The 20,504-nt window shown below is 51.9% G+C and carries 19 protein-coding genes; 15 read left to right on the top strand and 4 right to left on the bottom strand.

Annotated elements, in window-relative coordinates; translation table 11 throughout:
- Nucleotides 1-17 precede the first annotated feature (17 nt).
- From QUD54_RS05805 to QUD54_RS05795, 3 genes are read right to left on the bottom strand one after another with little or no spacing between them, the layout of a single operon-like run.
- Nucleotides 18-2,144: a putative bifunctional diguanylate cyclase/phosphodiesterase gene (locus QUD54_RS05805; protein ID WP_286335997.1), complete on the bottom strand. Its 2,127-nt coding sequence runs from the start codon at nucleotides 2,142-2,144 to the stop codon at nucleotides 18-20.
- Nucleotides 2,141-3,082 (bottom strand): cytochrome-c peroxidase, encoded by a 942-nt coding sequence (locus QUD54_RS05800; RefSeq protein WP_286335996.1) that lies wholly within the window; start codon nucleotides 3,080-3,082, stop codon nucleotides 2,141-2,143. Before QUD54_RS05800 ends, QUD54_RS05805 begins: the two co-directional genes overlap by 4 nt.
- Before the next feature lie 2 nt (nucleotides 3,083-3,084).
- Nucleotides 3,085-3,750: an MqnA/MqnD/SBP family protein gene (locus tag QUD54_RS05795; protein WP_286335995.1), complete on the bottom strand. Its 666-nt coding sequence runs from the start codon at nucleotides 3,748-3,750 to the stop codon at nucleotides 3,085-3,087.
- A 53-nt stretch (nucleotides 3,751-3,803) separates the two neighbouring features.
- Between QUD54_RS05795 and QUD54_RS05790 the strand changes: the two genes are divergently transcribed.
- The 3 genes from QUD54_RS05790 (at nucleotide 3,804) to QUD54_RS05780 (ending at nucleotide 5,755) form a co-directional block, all read left to right on the top strand.
- Nucleotides 3,804-4,025, top strand: a complete 222-nt coding sequence (locus tag QUD54_RS05790) for a MoaD/ThiS family protein (RefSeq protein ID WP_286338020.1) — start codon at nucleotides 3,804-3,806, stop codon at nucleotides 4,023-4,025.
- Between the two features lie 3 nt (nucleotides 4,026-4,028).
- Nucleotides 4,029-4,469, top strand: a complete 441-nt coding sequence (locus tag QUD54_RS05785; protein WP_286335994.1) for a molybdopterin synthase catalytic subunit — start codon at nucleotides 4,029-4,031, stop codon at nucleotides 4,467-4,469.
- A 77-nt stretch (nucleotides 4,470-4,546) separates the two neighbouring features.
- Nucleotides 4,547-5,755 (top strand): molybdopterin molybdotransferase MoeA, encoded by a 1,209-nt coding sequence (locus QUD54_RS05780; RefSeq protein WP_286335993.1) that lies wholly within the window; start codon nucleotides 4,547-4,549, stop codon nucleotides 5,753-5,755.
- Nucleotides 5,756-5,897: 142 nt separating this feature from the next.
- Here the strand turns inward: QUD54_RS05780 and QUD54_RS05775 are convergent, their stop codons facing one another.
- Complete coding sequence (locus QUD54_RS05775) at nucleotides 5,898-7,217, bottom strand: MFS transporter (protein WP_286338019.1); 1,320 nt, start codon at nucleotides 7,215-7,217, stop codon at nucleotides 5,898-5,900.
- A gap of 75 nt (nucleotides 7,218-7,292) precedes the next feature.
- Here QUD54_RS05775 and rdgB point away from each other — a divergent pair, with 75 nt between their 5' ends.
- The 12 genes from rdgB to QUD54_RS05715 all read left to right on the top strand — a co-directional run bounded on the left by rdgB (nucleotide 7,293) and on the right by QUD54_RS05715 (nucleotide 20,341).
- Nucleotides 7,293-7,895 (top strand): RdgB/HAM1 family non-canonical purine NTP pyrophosphatase, encoded by a 603-nt coding sequence (rdgB, locus tag QUD54_RS05770; RefSeq protein WP_286335992.1) that lies wholly within the window; start codon nucleotides 7,293-7,295, stop codon nucleotides 7,893-7,895.
- Nucleotides 7,888-9,747, top strand: a complete 1,860-nt coding sequence (gene ciaB, locus QUD54_RS05765) for an invasion protein CiaB (RefSeq protein WP_286335991.1) — start codon at nucleotides 7,888-7,890, stop codon at nucleotides 9,745-9,747. Before rdgB ends, ciaB begins: the two co-directional genes overlap by 8 nt.
- 99 nt (nucleotides 9,748-9,846) lie before the next feature.
- Nucleotides 9,847-11,442: a hypothetical protein gene (locus QUD54_RS05760; RefSeq protein WP_286335990.1), complete on the top strand. Its 1,596-nt coding sequence runs from the start codon at nucleotides 9,847-9,849 to the stop codon at nucleotides 11,440-11,442.
- Between the two features lie 71 nt (nucleotides 11,443-11,513).
- On the top strand, nucleotides 11,514-12,068 hold the full coding sequence (locus QUD54_RS05755; RefSeq protein ID WP_286335989.1) for a YceI family protein: 555 nt from the start codon (nucleotides 11,514-11,516) through the stop codon (nucleotides 12,066-12,068).
- 113 nt (nucleotides 12,069-12,181) lie between these two features.
- Nucleotides 12,182-13,294 carry a pyridoxal-phosphate-dependent aminotransferase family protein gene (locus tag QUD54_RS05750; RefSeq protein WP_286335988.1) on the top strand — a complete coding sequence of 371 codons (1,113 nt, stop codon included), beginning with the start codon at nucleotides 12,182-12,184 and terminating at the stop codon, nucleotides 13,292-13,294.
- Entirely contained in the window at nucleotides 13,291-14,145 is an 855-nt protein-coding gene (locus QUD54_RS05745) for an ATP phosphoribosyltransferase regulatory subunit (protein WP_286335987.1), read from the top strand. Before QUD54_RS05750 ends, QUD54_RS05745 begins: the two co-directional genes overlap by 4 nt.
- A gap of 11 nt (nucleotides 14,146-14,156) precedes the next feature.
- Complete coding sequence (locus tag QUD54_RS05740) at nucleotides 14,157-15,407, top strand: adenylosuccinate synthase (RefSeq protein ID WP_286338018.1); 1,251 nt, start codon at nucleotides 14,157-14,159, stop codon at nucleotides 15,405-15,407.
- A 37-nt stretch (nucleotides 15,408-15,444) separates the two neighbouring features.
- Nucleotides 15,445-15,864 carry a flagellar FliJ family protein gene (locus QUD54_RS05735; protein WP_286335986.1) on the top strand — a complete coding sequence of 140 codons (420 nt, stop codon included), beginning with the start codon at nucleotides 15,445-15,447 and terminating at the stop codon, nucleotides 15,862-15,864.
- On the top strand, nucleotides 15,861-16,373 hold the full coding sequence (locus QUD54_RS05730; RefSeq protein ID WP_286335985.1) for a MotE family protein: 513 nt from the start codon (nucleotides 15,861-15,863) through the stop codon (nucleotides 16,371-16,373). Before QUD54_RS05735 ends, QUD54_RS05730 begins: the two co-directional genes overlap by 4 nt.
- 129 nt (nucleotides 16,374-16,502) lie before the next feature.
- The gene (locus QUD54_RS05725) at nucleotides 16,503-17,054 is read left to right on the top strand and encodes a DUF507 family protein (protein ID WP_286335984.1); all 552 of its coding nucleotides are present in this window, start codon (nucleotides 16,503-16,505) and stop codon (nucleotides 17,052-17,054) included.
- 1 nt (nucleotide 17,055) lies between these two features.
- Nucleotides 17,056-18,192 (top strand): glutamine-hydrolyzing carbamoyl-phosphate synthase small subunit, encoded by a 1,137-nt coding sequence (gene carA, locus QUD54_RS05720; protein ID WP_406600558.1) that lies wholly within the window; start codon nucleotides 17,056-17,058, stop codon nucleotides 18,190-18,192.
- 133 nt (nucleotides 18,193-18,325) lie between these two features.
- A complete protein-coding gene (locus tag QUD54_RS05715; protein WP_286335983.1) occupies nucleotides 18,326-20,341 on the top strand; it encodes a TonB-dependent receptor in 2,016 nt (671 codons plus the stop codon).
- Nucleotides 20,342-20,504 lie beyond the last annotated feature (163 nt).

The following is a 20,504-nucleotide window of genomic DNA, read 5'->3' as shown; positions in this document are numbered from 1 at the left end:
GTGATTTTAGCTGAAAATCATGAATCTTTTATTTGGCACTCCGGACAATCCGAAAAAGGGAGTGGCTTGCCGAGAAAAAAGCCCTGTCCAAACCCGATGCCCAGGCTTTTCACCTTTCTCAATACCGCTTCGGAGTGGACGAACTCCGCGACCGTTTCGATGCCCGCGCCTTTGGCGAATTCGACGATGGTTCGGACGATGAGTTCGGCGTGGGTGTCGTGGTCGATATTTTTGATGAGTGAACCGTCGATTTTCAGAAAATCGATATCGAGCTGCAGCAGTTTTTCGAAATTGGAGTAGCCGCTTCCGAAATCGTCGATGGCGATCTTGCAGCCGTGATGTCTGACCCGGTTGAGAAAATCGGCCACCAGTTCGTAATCCTCGATCTCTTCGCTTTCGAGTATCTCAAAAGTGATCCGGTCCGCAATCTCTTCGTATTCATGCAAAAGACCACAGATGATCTTTTTATCGTAGCTGCTCGCGATATCTCCCGACGAGATATTGACGCTGAAGTGCGCGCCGCTTTGGCGCGCCGTTTCGAGTGTCTGGCGCAGAATGGTTGCGGTGATGGTCCCGCTCAGTTTCGCCTGTTTCGCCGCTTCGAGAAAGTGGTAGGGTGTGAGAACCTCTTTGCTCGCGGTTCGCATGCGTGCAAGGGCTTCGTATTTGACCGTTTTTCCGCTTTCGAGATCGACGATCGGCTGGAAATAGGGGAAAATTTCATCATTCGCGATGGCGGTTTTGAGCTGTTGAATGGCATGGATGTTGCGGGCGATCGTTTCGGAGACGTCCATGGAGGGATTGAAGATCAGATAGCGGCTACGCCTGGATGATTTGGCCGCCTTGAGGGCCATGTCCGCCGTTTCCAGGAGGCGCTCTTTTGCCGTGCTGGCGCCTGCGGACATGGAGATATCGATAACGAGTCCGTTTATCTCGAAGGAGGTGTTGTCGCAGCTGTCGAATATCTCTCCGATCAGCGCTTCGATCTCATCCTGGTTTTCATACTCGAACAAAACGCCGAAATCGTCTCCTCCCAGACGGTAGAGAGACGCTTTCTGTGATGTCTGAAGGAGGGTTTTGAGTCGTTTGGTGCACTCTTGCAAGACGGCATCGCCGATGGCGGCGCCGTAAAACTCGTTGATATGTTTGAAGCGGTCGATATTGAGCAAAATCAGTGCGGGTTTCGATAGAAGGTTCTTACGGTGATGGTACGCCTCTCTGTTCAAAAGGCCCGTAAGCGGATCGGTCACGAGCGACTTTTCCAGCCAATCGCGCATCTTCTTCAACCGGATATTCTCTTTTTCGGAATGGATAATGAAATAGATCACGACCAGAATGGTGCCGAGATAGATGAGCAGGAAAACGTTTCCAATCGTATTGATGTGGTCCAGCTCCTTTTTGCTCTCTTTCGAAAAGAGACGGAAGGTCTTCTCGAGGCTGTGCACCATCGATTTGTCGAGAATTTCGTTCAACTCTTTATGAAACCTCGGAAAATAGGAGACGAAGACATTGAGATGCCTGTATGAGGCTTCCAGCAGACGCGCTTTCCGTTTCTCGCCGATACGTCTCAGATAGCCGGCCAGCTCCTTTTCGTACGTGTGCAGCTCTTCGACGAACGATTCGTCGAGCGCGTTTTTCGCGAGAAAAAGGCTGGTGTTGATTTTCGAAAGGAGCAGGATGATTTCCCGGTCCAGCGGTTTCGTGATATCGAAGAGCGTATAGGCTTTGCGTGCCAGTGTCGGCAGATAGACGAAACTGTTTTTCAAGGAGGCGTTCAGGGTCAGAAAATCGTGGATCGTTTCGACCCGCTTTGCGAAAAGCGCTTGGGTCTTTCGCAAATGGTGAAGGGTATAGGGATAGTAGTCGGCGTTGTCACGGATCTTTTTTTCGAGCGATTGGAGTTCGTTTGTGATGGTTTTGCTCTCCTGAAGAATCCTGTCGGTGTTGAAATAGAGAAAATAGTTGGCCTGAAGAACCGTATGCTGGAGCGTCACGATGTCGGTATGGAGTTTCTGGAAGGTCTGGTTGGTCGATTCGATCCGACCGAAACTCTCTTTGAGAGAATTTTGCTGATAGAGGATGATGCCGATGCCGAGCAGCGCGGCCGTCAGGGCGATGCCAACTTTCGCGAAGAGCCGGTTCATCGCTTTCGCCCGCCCTCTCGCAAAATGGCGGGTTTTTCGCCGGTGAGAGCGTTCAAGAAAGCTTTCAGAGCCGTGATCTCCTCCTCTTCCAGTTCGAAACCGAGATTGTGGTGGCCCATTTTACGAAGAGACTCTTCGAGACTCTTCGCGCTCCCGTCGTGAAAGTAGGGGGCTGTGAGCGCGATGTTTCTGAGCGTCGGGACTTTGTAGACATTCTTGTCTTTCGGATCGTGGGTGATGGCATATCTGTCGGGATTTTCCGCTCTCCAGACGTAAGGGAAGATGAGACCGAATTTCTGGTAGCTGTTGCCTCCGACGTTGATTCCGTTGTGGCAGGTGATGCATCCGAGGGTTTTGAAGAGCCTGTACCCTTTTTTCTCCATAGCGGAGAGTTCAATTTCTCCTCTCATGTATCGGTCAAAACGGCAATTGGGCGTGATGAGCGCCTTTTCGAACTCCGCGATCGCTTCGAGCGCTTTCGGGTAGGAGGGTTCGGAGTGAAAAACTTCGCGGAAGAGTCTGTTGTAGTATCCGTTTTTCGATATGTAGGTTTCGATCTCTTTGGGAATCATATCCATCTCGACGGGATTGTGGAGCGGTCCGTTGGCCTGGTCTTTCAGGTCTTTGGCGCGGCCGTTCCAGAACTGGCGGAAGTTGAAGTAGCTGTTGAAGACCGTCGGGGCGTTGACATTGCCGGGCTTCCCGTGTACGCCGATCGAAACGGGTCTCGGGTCCGCTCCGCCATGGTCGAAATCGTGGCAGCTGTGGCAGCTAACCGTACCGTCGGAAGAGAGCATCGGATCCATGAAAAGCAGCCTGCCGAGTTCCGCTTTTTTGTGATCGTAGGGAATGGTTTTAGGGATGGGTTGAATCGGTTCGTCCGCCGATAGATGAAGCGCACCTCCTATCAAAAGTATAAAAAGAAGCGTATATTTCATTTTCATCTTTTTCTTCTGCCTCTTCGTTCGTTTCGTAAAAAGCGTTTGAGCGCCCTTTTTTCCCGCCAGCCAAGCCGGTAGTAGATTTTATTCAGATAATTCCGAAGTTCCGCAGCGTTCAATCCGCGGGCCTTCGCCTCTCTCCTCAGGATTCGGTAGGGAATTTTTGGAGGAGAGGTGAAAAAGCGTTGCGTCAGCCGTCTGAGACGCCGGATATGTCTGGAATGGGCGCACAACCTCGCGAAAACAAAAGGGAGGCCAGTCCGCTCTTTCCATGCTTCGGCGAGGTCGATACCTTCGCCCGGATTGGCGAGCCGATATCGCAGTGCCTTGTCCCCTATCATCACCTCTCCCTCGATCCCCAGAAGGCTCGCCAGCGCGTTGGATGTGTCCGAATCCGTGTCTCGGCGGCTTTTTCCCGGCAGAACGAGAACGCTCATCACCTCGCCGTCAGCGACGATACCGAAATCGGTGCATTCTCTTCCTCTGCTTTTGATGCTGGAGATGACGGCCGCATCGACCCGTCTTGCTTCGAATGCACGGTTGATCCGGGAGGGGACCGAACCGCGTTTCTGCCACGCTTTCTTCTCTATACCGTGGCGTAAAGCGCGTTTCAAAAAGAGATGAAAGGGCAGCAGGTTGAGATATTCTATTTTTCCAAAAATCATAGTGCCATTATACCCACTGTGCTATAATCGTTCCAAAAAATTGAGGGAAAATGATGGTCAAAGTGGAATTTTTGGGGCCAATCGGCAAAGCCCCGATCGAAATAGACGCCAAAACACTCGCCGATGTGGCCGAAGTCCTGAAGAGGGACCCCGAGATCGCGAAATGGCTCGAGCAGTCCGCCGTCGCCGTCAACGACACGATGGTCAACACGCTCGATATCGAATTGAAAGAGGGGGATAGAATATCGCTTCTTCCTCCGGTATGCGGCGGGTGAGCGATGGTGTTGATATACAAAGGACCGATCGATGTCGAGGAGTTGCTGAGCCGCTGGTACGATGCGGAGCACGACAAAAACTTCGGTGCGATGGTGAGTTTCGTTGGAACGATCCGTGAAGAAGGGGGTATCGAAGCGCTGAGTTTCGATATTTACCGTCCGGTGCTCGAACAGTGGTTCGGCAGATGGAAAGAGAAACTGGCCAAAGAGGGTGCGTTGCTCGCGATGGCCCATAGCGAAGGCGATGTTCCGGTGCATAAATCTTCCTTCGCCTGCGCCATTTTCAGTCCCAAGCGGCGTGTGGCACTCGAGATGCTCGATGCCTTCGTCGAAGATTTCAAAGCCAACGCTCCGATCTGGAAATATGACGTGATCGACGGCAAACGTATCTATGCCGAAAAACGCTCGACCCCCATGAATGGCAGTGGGCTTTTGCTCAAATGAGCAGCCCCTTTGTGGGTGTCCGATTGCAGATAAATTGCACGTGTTTTACATCCCGAAATTAAAAAGGCAACATTATCATGATAGATTTCGAAGAATCAATGGAGAAGTTGAATAGCCTGATTGTCGAAGCGGTCGGCGTGGAGAAGGTCTATCTGCCGAACGCGCAGGGGCGTGTGCTGGCGGAAAATATCGTCGCGCAGGAGAACTCCCCGGAGTATCCGACTTCGGCGATGGACGGGTATGCGATTATCGGAAGCGACCAATCTCTGGGGCGGCTGGAGATTATCGAAGAGAATCCCGCCGGCAGCGATACGGAAGGATTGCGTGTCGTACCCGGAACGGCCATAAAGACTTTTACGGGTGCACTGATGCCGGAAGGGGCCGATACACTGATTCCCATTGAAAATGTGACGGTCGAAGGGGGTGCCATACGTATCGATGAACCGGTGCCGGAGGGCTTTTCGGTCCGACCGGTCGGTGAGAACTTCAAAAGAGGCGAAGTACTCGTCAAAAAGGGGAGTACGATCGGCTTTGCCGAGGTTGGCGTTATGGCGAGCCTCAACGTCGTGGCCCCTTTGGTGGTACAAAAGCCCAAAGTCGCCATTCTCGCCACGGGCAGTGAAGTACTGGAACTTGGCGAGTGCAGTGACAACCCCGCGCAGATTCGAAGTTCCAACAACTACACACTTGAAGCGCTCGTAAAACAGCACGGCGGGGAGCCGGTGCAAATGGGTAGCGTCCACGATGAGCGTGCCGCCATTACCTTCGCGATGAAAGAGGCACTTCGAAGTGCCGACATCGTCGTCACCACCGGCGGTGTGAGCGTAGGCGACTACGATTTCGTCAAGGATGTCATACGCGACGAGCTTGGGTGCGATGTCGCTTTCAAGGGGGTGCTGATCAAACCGGGGCAGCATATTATGGTGGCGAAAAGAGGTAATAAATTCATCGTGGCACTCCCCGGCTTCGCCTACTCCTCCACCGTCACTTTTATCCTCTATGTCCTGCCGATTCTCTATCGTTTGCAGGGGCGAGAATACACGATACCGGTCGTGACGGCCCGCATTCTCGACGGTTACAGAAAGAAGACGAAGAACAAAACGGAGTTCGCAGCGTGCAATTTGTGGCTCGAAGATGGCGAGTATCTGTGCGACTTCGAAGGAAAACGCAGCGGCAGCAGTGCCATCATGACCAATATGCTGGGAGACGTGGGGTTATTGTGGCTGAATGCCGATGAGGGTGACAAAGAGGCGGGTGACCGTGTGCGGGTGGTTTCGCTGAAGTGAGAAGTGAGAAGTGAGAAGTGAGAAGTGAGAAGTAGGCGAGCGTAGCTCGCCGAGCTCCGGTCAAGTTAAATTCTCAACCCTCAACGCTCAATACTCAATCCTCAACACCCAATACTGACGGTGGGCAAAGCCCACCCATTTCTCACTTCTTCAAAAACGTTTCGATCACTTCCGCACTGACAATCTCGTTGTCGAATTTGACGACGATGATCTGCTCGGTTTCGTTGAGGTAGAAATCGGTCACGCCGTTGATCAGTTTCAACCCGTCTACTTTCTCTTTATCATATTCCACATACGGTAAAAAGAGGTTGTCGCGCACGCCGGGGCTTCGCATCGTGAAGATCCAGAGCGCCCAGAAAATGGTGAGGAACAGGACGAATATCGAAACACCGCTTGCGCCGAATTTTTGGTAGAGCCAGCCGCCGATCGCACCGCCGAGGAAGATCCCGACATAGGCGAAGGTGTTGGCCACACCCAGTGCCGCACCCTTTTGATGGACTTTTGCGAACTTGCTGACGAAACTCTGCAGCAGCGGCTCGAACATGTTGAATCCGATGAAGAAGAAGGTGGCACCCACGCCGAACCAGACGACCGAACTGCTCCATCCCATCAGAGCGAAGGCGGCGGCGATGAATGCGATGGAGACCAGAAAGACCTCTTTGCCTTTGCCATATTTTTCGCCGAATACCGCCGCCGGCCCCATGGCGATGATGCCGAAGAAGACGGCCGGCAGGTAGATTTTCCAGTAGCTCTCCGGTTCCAGGCCGAACTTCTGCTTCATCACCAGTGGAATCAGGAAAAAGGCGATCGCCATCGTCGAACTGTGAAAGAGGAATGTGATATACATACGTACAAGGTCTTTGTCTTTGAAGACATGCTTGATCTTCGCCTCCTCTTCGGAGTAGCTGTGAATGATCTTTGGGGGTTCCGGAACGGCTGTGAAGAGAATCGCAAGGGCCAGAATCGCGAGAATCGCCGTGAGCCAGAAGAGGGCGCTGACGGAGTAGAACCCGCCGATGATCGGTCCGATGATCATCGCTGCGGCGAAGCTCATCGCGATCGTCATTCCCATGACAGCCATCGCATGGGCGCGCTGGTCTTCACGGACATGGTCGGCGATCATCGCCGTGACGACCGAACCGATCGCACCGGCTCCTTGGAGGAACCGCCCGAGCAGAAGTATGTAGATGTTGTCGGCGACGGCACAGATGACCGATCCCGCCGCGAAGATGAGCAGACCGATGAGCAGCGTCTTTTTACGCCCGATCTTGTCACTCAGCACGCCGAACGGAACCTGCAGTACCGCCTGGGTGAGGGCGTATCCGCCGACGGCGACACCGGCGAGAAACGCCGTACCGCCCGGAAGCTCCACCGCATACTGCGATAGTACCGACAATACGATGAAGAGACCGAAAAATCTCAGCGCGACGATGAGACTTAAAGGGAGTACCTTCTTGAAAATCTCTTTCACTTTGTTTTCCTTATGGTAGAATTTTGCAAAAATTATACTCCTATCATTAAAAAAGGATTGAAAAGAATGCAAATTATACTCGCCACTTCAAACAAGGGTAAAGTAAGAGAGATTCAGTCGCTCTTCGAAAAGGACGAAGTGGTCCCCTTCAGCGAACTTCTCGGACCGATGGAGATCGAGGAGAACGGTTCGACCTTCGCCGAAAACGCATTGATCAAAGCCAGGACGATCTTCGAAAAGCTCGGACGAGACGACGCGATCGTCATCAGTGATGACAGCGGGATTACCGTACCGGCCGTGAACGGTGAACCTGGTATCTACAGTGCACGATATGCAGGTGCAGGTGCCAGCGACAAGGATAACCTGAGCAAACTGGTCGATGAATTGAAAAAGAGAGGCATGAAGGAGGCACCGGCCTTCTATACGGCAGCCATTGCCATCGTCGCGCCAAATGCCGAATATGTGGTGCACGGTTGGATGCACGGAAAGGCGATCGACACGCCGCGGGGCGAAGGGGGGTTCGGTTACGATCCGATATTCGTTCCCGAAGGGTTCGACGAAACGATCGGGGAGCTCGATCCGGCGATCAAGAAAGAGCTTTCGCACCGCAGTAAGGCATTGAAACTGGCGAAACCGATTATTGAAATGCTCAGGAGTCAGCATGCGTGAAACTTACTACGAGGTCTTTATGGAGGATCTTCAAACACTCTATAACGAAATCCTGCGGCGGCAAAAAGAGCTGGGAAGCTACTACGATCTGCTCGGGAGCGGCCATGCCGAGGCGGAGGCATGGATCGGTGATTTCCTGAGACGCCTCGAGTTGCCCGAGACGCCGGAGACCCGGATGGCGGCGCTGACGCGATTGATCGGCCTGCGTGACGATGCACTGGCCCAGGTGCTGGAAAAAGAGGGGCGCGAGGAAAAGGCGATCATCGAAGCGAAAGAGAGTGCCTACAAGATGGTGGCCGACTTCTACCTGAAACGTCATCTGGAGCTGCTCGACTGGATCGAGGATGAAGCGCTGTTGACACCGTTTTATCGCGAAATTTTGAAAGAGGCGCACCGGGTGGGTGAAGCGATGAGCACATGGCAGAGCGCCTGGACGGCACATATTATCCACGGTGTCAACCGTGAACTCTTCGAGCTCTTCAATGGGGATGAAGAGAAGATTTACGAGATGCTGGAGTCCGAAGATCTGCTCGATCTTCGTGAAGAGGGGTGTGTGGGCGACCGCTGCTATTCGGTACTCAAGAAGACGCGCAAAGGATTTAAAAGCGTCCCTTACGCGAAAGCCTTTCGGATGGAGGTGCAGGAGGTTGTGAACAAGTTGACCAATATGCGCGGCGTATTGGCGACGATGGAGGATGAGGTCTTCGGCCAGCAGGCCGAGTGGCTCGCCTATATCGATGCGCTTATCGACGCTTTTTCCCATACCGAAACCGAAGGGCTGATCAAAAAGTGGGCCGAAGTAGACCGAAAATGGATGGCGATCACGGCACCGATCCAGATCGGCCATCCTCTCGAGTATTATGAAGATCACTACCGCAAGGCAGTGGCATTGGAATGGGACGTCCGGCTGGCATCGCCGAAACTGATGCAGGAGACGAAGATCCCCGCCCGGATCCTCGAGATGAGCGAAGCGCTGGCCCACGAATTTGGCGAAGAGGCAAGAGAGGTTAATGAAAACTGTGCAAGGCAGGTGGAGCGTACGCAGCTCTACATCGGCATTCCGGCACTCTTTTACGGAGCGGAGTTCCAGGGGCTCTTCTCGGCGCAGGTGGTCCCCAACGACACGGAGGTGAGCCGTGAACTCGGCAAAAAGATATTCGCGTTCGCCGACAACGTGCTCGAATCCAAAAAGGCGCGTCCGGTGATGCGCATTGCGCGCGAAACCTTCGGTGATGATTTTGTTCTGCATCAGCGTACCGTGATGCTTGAAAAACCGGAACTTTGGCACAAAGTTTACGAGATCACGACGATTGGCCACGAGTACGGCCACGTACTCTGGGTCGACGACGATACCGAAACGAAGATGAACGGCAGCGGGAACTATAAAAACGTCGAAGAGTTCAAGGCGACGACAGGCGGGCTGATGGCATTTTTCATGCACGAAGACGAAACGCTTCAAGAGGAGATCCTGCGCGATACGGTGGCCCGTGCGGTAAGCCTGATGAGCTGGCGCAAGACGGGCGAGGTGGAGCCCTATTATGTCGAAGGGTTGCTGCATCTCGACATTCTCTTCGAAGCGGGAGTACTGGGGTTCGACGGCGAAAAACTCTCGATCGATCTGAGTGACGGAGCCTATCGCAGGCAAAAAGCGCTCTATCGGGCACGCTATATCCGTCTCGTGCACGGGTTCTACCTTCCCAAACGTGATGCAGGTGGATTCCTGGCGAGTTATGTCGAGAAAAAAGATGGTGTTTGGCTGCCCAAAAATGAAACGGTCCGTACCTTTGTCGACCACTACTGGAACCGCTATCTGGAAATTGGGCAGGAGACGATGCCATTCGAGGAAGCATAGCAGCAATAAAAGTTTTTTTTAGTTCATGGCTGATACACTTCTGAAATTCCAATCCCGACACTCCTCTGGGCTGTCGTCGTGGTTCGAAAAGGAAGAAGTGTGACGTTCGATGAAAAAGTAAAATTCCTTATGGAGACCATCCCCTCCGAAAAAGAGGTGGACGAGATAAAACGGCGCTATCTTCTGAGCGGTGTAGAGGCGTATCTGCTTCTCGATGCTTCCAGAACACTCCAAAACTCCACACCCGATGAAAATCTCATCGCATGGGCACATGCGATTTTGCGGATTCATTTGGATGGAGAAAAAGCGGATGCGGAAGAAGGTATTCCTCTGCAGACGAAAATGGAGCGGATTATCGCCCTATTTTCCAATACGGAAGATCTGCAGCGCGTCTTGAAGCATGAATCGTGGGGTGCCAGCGAGAAGCGTGCATTGGGGCTGGTATCGCATTTCGTCGCCAACGACATTCCCCTGATGTCCAACGTCAAGATTGTCGAGAAGGTATATGATTTGCTGCTAAACGCCTATCTCCCTTCCGACATCGCTTCGAAATATTTCGGCAAAAAGAGTCTGGCGACCGAACGGGACTATCTGCTTGAAAAGTACCTGGCCTATCGCAAAAAGAGCGAATCGCCGCAAGCACCGATTCCGCCGAAAAACCCGACCAGTGAGGATTCCTTGAAGCGGTATGCCTACATCCTCGGTGCGGCGGTCACGGTGGCCTTCATCTTCATGAGCGGTTTTTTGACAGCCAAATGGCTCTATGAAAACAAGCAGGCCCCTGCGGAAATTTCTGTAGCGAAGGCATCCCCGGCGGCCGCTGCGGCTTCCCTGCCCGAGGAGAACCGAACTTCGAAAATCGGCACCTCTTCCGCGCAACACGCCGCTTTGCAAAGGAGCTATGAACTCAACCGTGTACTTCTGCAGAAAAATCTGGAGCGTTTCGGTCTGAACGAGAAAGTCGACTTCGCATCACGAATCGTCGCGCAGACGGCAGCTTCTTTCGATCTGCCGGAGGTATCCAGGAAAAGAAGAGGATCGCTTCGTGATGAGGATAGCGGAATCTTTCGTGCTCCGACACAGCTGCCGGGCCCCATGCGGGTTTCGCTGGAAGCGCTTGGCTCGCTTCACGGCCTGAAGCTTCCTCTGCGGATCCGCGATCGAAACGAGACGGAGATTCTGCCGCTTCCGGAAGGATTCAGAATGGAAGCGAAGGAGTCTCTTTCGTCGAGGATTCTCTACCTGAGCGACGGAAAGAGCTACTATCCCGTCGAACTCTATTCGTTTGTCGGCGAACCGCTGATTATGGAGTATCGTTTGATCAACTACAAACCCGGCCATTTTATACCGGTCCCTTCCAACATCTGGCACTTCTCCGACATCGGAGAGATGCGCATGCACAAGCATTTCATCTATCTGAAAAACAGGCTCAGCCCCGCCAAGATCATTACGACCCACTTTCTTCCCGGAGGCGGAACGGTGGAGCTCGTTTCTCTCGGAAAAATCGACAGAGACAAAACCCGAAGGGAGCTTTTGCTCGAACGGACGGACTATCTTCCCTCCGGAAAACTTTTGTACCGGGAAGGTTACGACATAGAACGCGTCGACGGCAGGTGGCGCAGCAGGCTTGTCCGGCAGGTTTGGTATGAAGAGGGGAGAAAGATCCGCGCCAAAGGAGTCGATGCGCGGAAATAGTTTTTTTGTTTAAAGGTGCATCCATCCAAATCGTAGTACCATGCAATATCTCGATCGATAAAACAAGGAAGATGATGAAATATTTTGTGATGGGAATCGTTATGGCGGTGGGACTTTTCGCAGGTGAATGTACCTACAGTGTCAAAGATATCGACGTCGAGTGGAAAGCCTACAAAACACCGCTCAAAATCGGAGTCGGCGGAACGTTCGACGCGATCAAACTGAACGCGATGCCGGACAAGACGGAAAAAGGGCTGCTCGAGGGTGCGAGAGTGGTGATCGATACGCGGAGTGTCGATTCCAAAAACAAGGGGCGTGATGCCAAGCTGGTGAAGTTTTTCTTCCATATACAGGGTGTCGAGACGATTACGGCCGAAATCAAGAGCATCGAAAAAGATGTGGCGAATGTCGAAGTCACGATGAACGGTATCACGAAGATCGTTCCGATGAAAGTCGAATTCGACGAAGATGAAGTCCAGGCGGAAGGGTACCTCGATCTGGGCGATTTCGATATGCTGCCATCGCTGGAAAGCATCAACAAAGCCTGTTACGACCTTCACAAAGGAAAAACTTGGCAGGATGTGAAGATCGCGTTCGATATCAAGACGAAGAGACGCTGTCAATAGTTTTTTATGCTTTGTCGGGCCGCTGCCGTTTCTGCGGCCCTCTTTACCGGTCACGCTCCTTTCAGTAGACATTTGCTATAATCACCCAAAATTTCTGTTTTAAAGGTAGGCGTATGCTGCTTTTTACTCCCGGCCCGACGCCGGTTCCCGAAGCTGTCCGCATGGCGATGGCAGGCCCCACGATTCACCATAGAACTCCCGAATTCGAAGCGATCTTCAAAGAGGCACGAACACGGCTGATGCGCCTTTTCGGCATGGACGAGTGTGTCATGCTTGCATCGAGCGGTACGGGTGCGATGGAAGCGTGTGTGTCGAATCTATGCACAAAAAAAGCGCTGACGGTCAATGCCGGAAAGTTCGGTGAGCGTTTCGGAAAGATCGTCCAGGCGTTCGGCCTGGAGCATGTGGAGCTCAAATATGCCTGGGATACTCCAGCGAATGTAGAGGATGTCAAGGCGGCCCTGGCGGACGATCCCGCTATCGACGCCTTCTGTATCCAGGTGAGCGAGAGTGCGGGGGGTCTGCGCCACCCGGTCGAAGAGATTGCAGCGGCGATCAAAGCGATCAACCCTGAGATCATGGTGATCGCCGATGGTATCACAGCCGTAGGTGTAGAGCCGATCGATACGACGTGCATCGACGCGCTGATCGCCGGAAGCCAGAAAGCGCTGATGCTGCCGCCGGGGATGGCGATGATCGGCCTCAGCGACGCGGCGGTCAAAAAGATCGGCGAAGGGAGCGGCTACTACTTCAACCTCGCATCCGAAATCAAGAAGCAGCGCCAGAACACTACTGCCTACACGGCACCGACAACGTTGATCATCGGGCTGAACAAGATGCTCGAGCTCATCGAGGCGGAAGGGTACGACGCATTCTACCGTGATACGAAGGCACGTGCGCTGGCGACACGTGCGGCATTGGAGGCGATCGGATGCCAGCTCTACCCCAAGGCACCGGCGCTCTCCATGAGTGCGGTCTACGACGAGGAGGCCAATGCCGTTCGCTCCATTCTCAAAACGGAGTTCGGCGTCAATATCGCGGGTGGTCAGGATCACCTCAAGGGCAAGCTCTTCCGTATCAATCAGATGGGGCTGATCCCGGTCTACGAGAGTGCCTGGGTTGTCAACGCGATCGAGTGGGCCTATGACAAACTCGACCGCCGTCCCTACGACGGCCTGGCTTCGAAAGTCTTCAACGAAGTCTACTACGCAAACGAGACGCTATGATTTTCGAACACGAAATCCCGGCGGGCAGCCGCCTCTATTTTGGCGAGAGCGCCAGGGCCAAGCGCGAGATCGAACGGATCGCCAGCGACCTACTGCAAAGAGAGGGGTTCGAGGAGATCGCGACGCCTCTTTTCTCGTACCACCAGCACCAGAGTATCCGAGACCGCCACGAGCTGATCCGCCTCGGCGACCCGCAAAACCGCGAAGTGACGCTGCGTGCAGACAGCACGATCGACGTTGTGCGGCTGGTCACGAAGCGTCTGGGGCGTTCGACCGGGCAGAAGAAGTGGTTCTACATCCAGCCCGTCTTTCGCTACCCGACTCGCGAGATCAATCAGGTAGGGGCCGAGTGGCTCGATGGGAAGCTGGCGGACGTACTCGATGTGACGATGTCGCTCTTCGACGCACTGGACGTCAAGCCGGTACTGCAGATCTCGAACATCCAGATTCCAGTGCTTATCTCGTTTGAATTTGGCATTCCTCTCGAGTGGTTCGCATCGATGCAGATCGAAAAGCTGCTTGGAACCGAGTACGCGTGGTTGGGGGAGCTGGCACGCGTGCAACACATGGAGCAGCTCGATGCCGTGATGGAACATGTTCCGCAGATTCTCCGGCCGGAACTCGAAAAGATGAAAGAACTGACGGAGGCGTGCCAATGTGAGCAGTGTGTGCTGTCACCACTCTATTATGCGAAGATGCGTTACTATGACGGACTCTTTTTCCAATGCTTTAAAAACAATACGCCGCTGGCTTCCGGCGGGCACTTTATAAACGATGACATCTCCGCAGCCGGATTTGCGCTCTATACCGATGCGCTGATCGAGGCGCGGCTCAAAGGGAATGTAAAATGAACCAGGCAGATTTGCAAAAAGCTGATTTGATAGTCGGACTCCAGTGGGGTGATGAAGGAAAAGGCAAGATCGTCGATATGCTGGCCCAGAAGTATGAGGTGGTGGCACGCTTCGCGGGCGGCCACAACGCCGGCCACACGATCGTCACCGACGGCAAAAAGTATGCGCTTCACCTGATCCCTTCGGGCATTCTCAATCCCGAGGCGGTCAACATCATCGGAAATGGTGTCGTTGTCTGCCCGACCAATTTGATGAAGGAGATGTCGCAGTTCGACAACCTCGAAGGGCGTCTATGGCTCAGCGACAAAGCGCACCTGATTCTGCCCTACCATCAATTGATCGATCAGGCGAAAGAGCGGATGCGAGGCGACAAGGCGATCGGTACCACCGGACGTGGCATCGGGCCTGCCTACGCCGACAAGATTTCACGATCCGGCCACCGTGTCGGGGAGTTAAAAGATATCGATACGCTCTTTGAAAAGATCGTCGACTATCTGAAGCAGAACAAGCCTGTTTTCGATGCGATGGGGGTCGAGATTCCGACAGAATCTTCACTGAAAGAAGATTTGAAGTGTTACCGTGACGGCTTGATGCCCTACATCGCCGATACGACGCAGATGATCTGGAAATATCTCGATGCGGGCAAAAAGATACTGCTGGAAGGGGCACAGGGGACGATGCTCGATATCGACCATGGCACCTATCCCTACGTTACAAGTTCCAATACCGTTGCCGGTGGTGCATGCACAGGCATGGGGCTTTCGCCAAAAACGATCGGCAAAGTTACCGGCATAGCCAAAGCCTATTGCACACGCGTCGGCAACGGTCCTTTCCCGAGTGAAGAGTTCGGTCCGGAAGGTGAGCGGCTGCGTCAGCAGGGGCATGAGTTCGGGACGACGACCGGTAGACCGAGGCGTTGCGGCTGGTTCGACGCGGTCGCGATCCGCCACGCTTGTGCACTCAATGGATGCGATCAGATTTCATTGATGAAGCTTGACGTTTTAGACGGGTTCGACGAGATAAAAATATGTACCGGCTACGAGTTCGAAGGGGAGGTGATCGACTATGTCCCTTACGATCTGGAGCGTGTCAAGCCGATCTATGAAACCTTCCCGGGATGGGAAAAGGTCGAAGGGATCAGCGAGTACGATGCGCTTCCGGATTCGGCCAAAGCCTACATTGAGACGATCGAGCGGGTCAGCGGCGTGAAAGTTGGTATCATATCGACCAGCCCGGATCGTAACGATACGATCGTAAGATAAGGGTAAGGCCTCTCTCGTGTCGAAAAATTACCGTGCGTTGACAAAACTGAGAAGACAGCAGTTCGAACGTGCGGAACAGGAAATGGCGGCAGCCGGGAGAGCGCTTATCCGGCTGTTGGACGAAAAGGAGGCACTGCGTTCCGACGAACGAGCGATCGAACCGCCAGCTTCGGGGACCGGTAGGCAGCTCGCTGCTCTACTCGATCAAAAACGTGCGATCAAGTCTGCGCTCGAGGCGCTCGAGTATCGGATCGATGCGGCAAGGCGCTTCAAAGAGGAGAAGAGAAAGTTGTTGAAAGCGGCACATATCGCTTACGAACAGGCCAAGAGTATCGAATCGCAAGCGATACAAAAGATGATGGCGAAGCGGAAGCGCGACGAAGCGGGGCGGCTTGACGAAATTGCATCGCAGCGGTTTTGGCGTGACCGGGATATGGGAAAGAAGGAGCGGAAATGAAGAGCTTCTTTTTTATGCTGCTGCCGATGATACTCTTCGCCCAGACCTCTCAACTTCTGGAGTGCAACAAAATATTTGAAGAGCGCAAACAGGAGCTCGAGCTCAAACTCGAAGAGATCGATGAAGCGCGTCAGGCGTATGAAGCACTCAAAGATGCGACGGAATCGATGTTCAAACGCAAAGAGCAGATGCTGAGGCAAAAGGAGCGTGAGCTCAATGCGACACGTGAAAAACTCGAAGCCGAGCGCAAAGCGATCGAAGAGCTCATTGCGCAAAACGAAGCGTTGCTCAAAGCGATCAAAGAGGCCAAAGCGGGCAAAGTTTCCCAGACCTATGCAAAGATGAAAGCCTCCGCCGCGGCACAGATTCTCGAACAGATGGAACCGAAAGAGGCAGCTCGCATTCTCGCTACTCTCAAGCCGAAAACGGTCGGCCAGATTCTTTCGAAAATGAATCCGCAAAAGGCTTCAAAGATCACGCTGCTGCTTGAAGGCGATATGAAAAAGTAGAAAATGGAGCGTTTTTCGGCCTTTTCCATGACTCACTATCAAACTTTCATCAATCTCTTACATATCTTTCGATAAACTATCAAAAAATTATGCCCGTATCTTTAGAAGCGGGCAGGACAAAGGCGCGTTATGAAGTTGAATTTAGCCCATGCTCCCTATATAGCCAACAAAATCGGGATCGATCTGGCGAACGCACCTTTTGTGGAGATCAAGCGGGGACTTGAACCGGTGATCGAAAAAGCCAAAGAGGTGATCGAAGCGGATATCAAGAACGAGCGCGCACTCGAAGAGCGTGTCAACGAGTTGCTGGAAGAGAAAGAGGACGAGATCGAGTTCATGCGGGCCGATGTACGCCAGCTTTTCTGGATGATCAAAAAGAAGCTGGCTCCGGAATATGGTGTCATCCTCAATAATGAAGAACGCTACAGCGACCTTTCGCACAAGATTCTGAACGAGCTCTGGGAAGAGGATCTCATCGACTATACGGTGAGTGAAAATCAGGTGCGCGGGGTGATCTTCAAAGCGATAGAAGATTATATGAAATCGTTCGAGCAGATCGAAGATGCGGTACTCGAGAAAATGTCGCACTACAAGCGCGAGCTGCATCCGGGTACCGAAGAGTACGATCTTATTTTCGAGCGCCTCTACGAAGAGGAGCTTCGCAAACGGGGGATGATGTAATATGACTTTGCAACCAATCTATATCTATCTGGAAAACGGAACTTTTTTGGAAGCGAAGAGCTTCGGTGCCGAAGGAACGCGCGTCGGTGAGATCGTTTTCAACACTTCGATGACGGGGTATCAGGAGATCGTAACCGATCCAAGCTATGCCGGACAGTTCGTTACCTTCACGATGCCCGAGATCGGAAACGTCGGCTGCAACGCGGAAGACATGGAGTCGAAAGCGGCGTGGTGCAAAGGGATTATCGTCCGGCAATACCAGGAGGAGCCTTCCAATTTCAGGAGCGAAGAGCCGCTGCATGAACTTCTGAATCGTTTCGGAATCCTCGGTATTTGCGATATCGATACGCGGTTTCTGACCAAAATGCTTCGGGAAGAGGGTGCGATGATGATGATCGCATCGACCGAGGTATGCGAAAAAGAGGAGCTTGCACGAATGCTTTCCGATGCGCCGCATATCAGTGAGGTCAACTATATCGAAGCTGTCAGCACAAAAGAGCCCTACCTCCACAAAACCGGCCAGTACGATGCCTCGCGTTACCGTTACAACGAAGCTCCCGAACCGAAAGCGAAAATCGTCGCGCTCGATTTCGGAGTCAAGCGGAATATCCTCAACGAGCTCACACAGGCCGGTATGGCCGTCGAAGTGGTACCCAACACGGTCGATGCCGATGAACTGATCGCGCGCTACGAAAGCGGCGATATCGACGGCCTTTTTCTCTCCAACGGTCCCGGAGACCCACTGATCCTCAAAGAGGAGCAGGTGAAAATCCGAAAACTTATCGAGGCGAAAGTGCCGATGTTCGGTATCTGTCTCGGGCATCAGCTTCTCTCCATCGCGCACGGGTACGATACCTTCAAGCTGAAGTTCGGCCACCACGGTGGAAACCATCCGGTCAAAAATGTCGAGACGGGTGTTGTCGAGATTACCGCACAGAACCATAACTACAACGTTCCCGATTCCATCACCGAAATCGCCGACGTGACCCATACCAATCTCTTCGACGGGACGATCGAAGGGGTTCGGTACAAAGAGAGCCCGATCATCTCGGTACAACACCATCCCGAAGCGTCACCCGGGCCACATGAGAGCCGATACGTTTTCGGCGAATTCCTTCAAATGATCGAGCGGAGATAGCACTCCGCTTCCATCGCTTCTTGTAGTTAACATTAACTTAACAACACTGTTTTATAATTTCCTTTCAGAACCGCTTCATAAAACTCCACTTCTACTCCCTTTATTGAAGCGGTACTTTATCTGAAGGAACCGAATGATGAAAAAAGTCTTGAGCATCGGTGCTATTTCGTTGGCGGCGTCACTCTCTTTGTATGCCGAAGATGTGGCACTGGAAACAATCGAAGTCGAAGAGACGGTCGATATGACGATCGTCAAAGATGTCGCCGGTGAAGAGGTTCGTTCCGCCGATCTGGCAGATTCACTTTACAAATTGGATCCAGACATTCAGTTGATCCGGCGGAGCGGTATCGCCAACGATATTATCATACGCGGTATGCGCAAAGACGATATCAATGTATTGATCGATGGCGGAAAAATTTATGGGGGCTGCCCCAACCGCATGGACCCTCCTCTTTCCCATGTCCTCGCCAACAACGTGAAAGAGATCGTTGTCAAAGAGGGACCTTACGATGTGGAGAATTTCGGAACGCTCAGCGGGCTCGTCGAGGTCGAGACGCTTGAACCGGAGCAGGGGTTCCACGGTGAAGGAAACTTGAATATCGGAAGCTGGGGATATAGAAAGATCGGAGTTCAGGCAAGTGGAGGAAACGAGAAGTTCCGTGTATTTGTCGGAGCCTCCACGGAAAGCAGTGGCCAATATGAAGATGGAGATGGCCTTACACTTGCCGAACAGGTCGATGCCTATATCGCGGACAATCCGGACCAGGGTGGAAGAAAATATTCTACACCTTATCACGATATGGATGCGTATAATAAAAAAACGGCGATGCTGAAATTATTTGCAAACATTACAGATAATCAGGAATTGAAACTTAGCTATACGGCAAATCGTAGTGAAGATGTTTTGTATCCCAACTCCCCGATGGATGCGCTTAAAGATGATTCCAACCTTTTCAATGCAAAATACGTTGTCAAGAATCTTGGATATTTTTCAAAAGAGCTCGATTTCGAATTTTACAACTCATGGGTCTACCATCCGATGGGTACATATTACAGAGTTTCTGCCGTTATGACGAATACGGTATTTGAGAATGTGATGAACTCCCGTATCTATGGTGGTAAAATCAAAAACAAAATGGATCTTGCGGAAGGTATACTGACTTATGGTATCGATGCCAGTAAAAGAAAATGGGATGGGCGCTATGTCAAAAACGGTATTCCCACTCCTATTTACAGTATCAATTATGCCGAAACCAAAAACGGTGCGCTTTTTGCGGAGTATGACAAACGTTTCGGAAGCATGGATTTTCAAATGGGGTTGAGATATGACGACACTTCTGTAAGCAACGAAGACCCTACGGCCGCTTCGAACGACTATACTGCCGTAAATGCTTTTGTTTTTGGAACCTATTCTATGGATGAAAGTACGAAAATTTTCGCAGGAATCGGAAAATCTTCCCGTGTTCCCGATGGCAAAGAACTCTATTTTCAGGATAAAACCGGCGTTTATATAGGAACACCGGATCTCGATCAGACAACCAACTATCAAGTGGATATAGGAATCGAAAAAGATCTGTTCGATTCGGCGCATTTACGGCTTAAAGGTTTTTATAGCAAATTAGATAACTTTATTGCTTTCAATAAAGAGAAGACAACGAATAAATATGAAAATGTTGATGCTACATTATATGGTGTCTCTTTTGACGGTACATATTTGATTACAGAACAGCTTTACACCGATTTCGGTGTTGCGTATCAACGCGGTGAGAAAGAGAATCCTCTGGAAGGGCAAAGCGGAATGAATATGCCGAATATTTTGCCATTGAAGGCGAATATCGCCTTGGGTTATGATTATGACGATTCATTGACGATGAGGCTGAGTATGATCGCTGCGAGTCGATGGAAAGATGTCGATTACGAAAATGGAGAACAGGAGCTTCCAGGGTATGCGGTTTTCAATTTTAAATTAAGAAAAGACGTAAGCCGACATTTCGAGATTACGGCTGGTATCGACAATATACTGGATCACACATATGCAATCACAAACACTTATGCCGACATGATCCTGGTTACGGGCACGAATGATGAGCCAATGCTTTTGAACGAACCGGGCCGCTACTACTACTGCAATCTAACTTATCAATTTTAATACCTCTTGTCAGGGCACTCCCCTGACGGAAAAATACCACATTAATAAAATCTGCCTTAATAAAAAAGTTAATTCAAGGTTAACAGATTTTAAGCCTATCTTCATAAAAATGTCACTATGATGTCACTGTAATATTCTCTTGAGTTCTGTCAAGACAATAAAT

The sequence above is a fragment of the Hydrogenimonas cancrithermarum genome, assembly GCF_030296055.1.
GTDB lineage: Bacteria > Campylobacterota > Campylobacteria > Campylobacterales > Hydrogenimonadaceae > Hydrogenimonas > Hydrogenimonas cancrithermarum.
The sequence above is the reverse complement of the archived record's forward strand: the minus strand, read 5'-3'. Positions and strand labels throughout refer to the sequence as shown.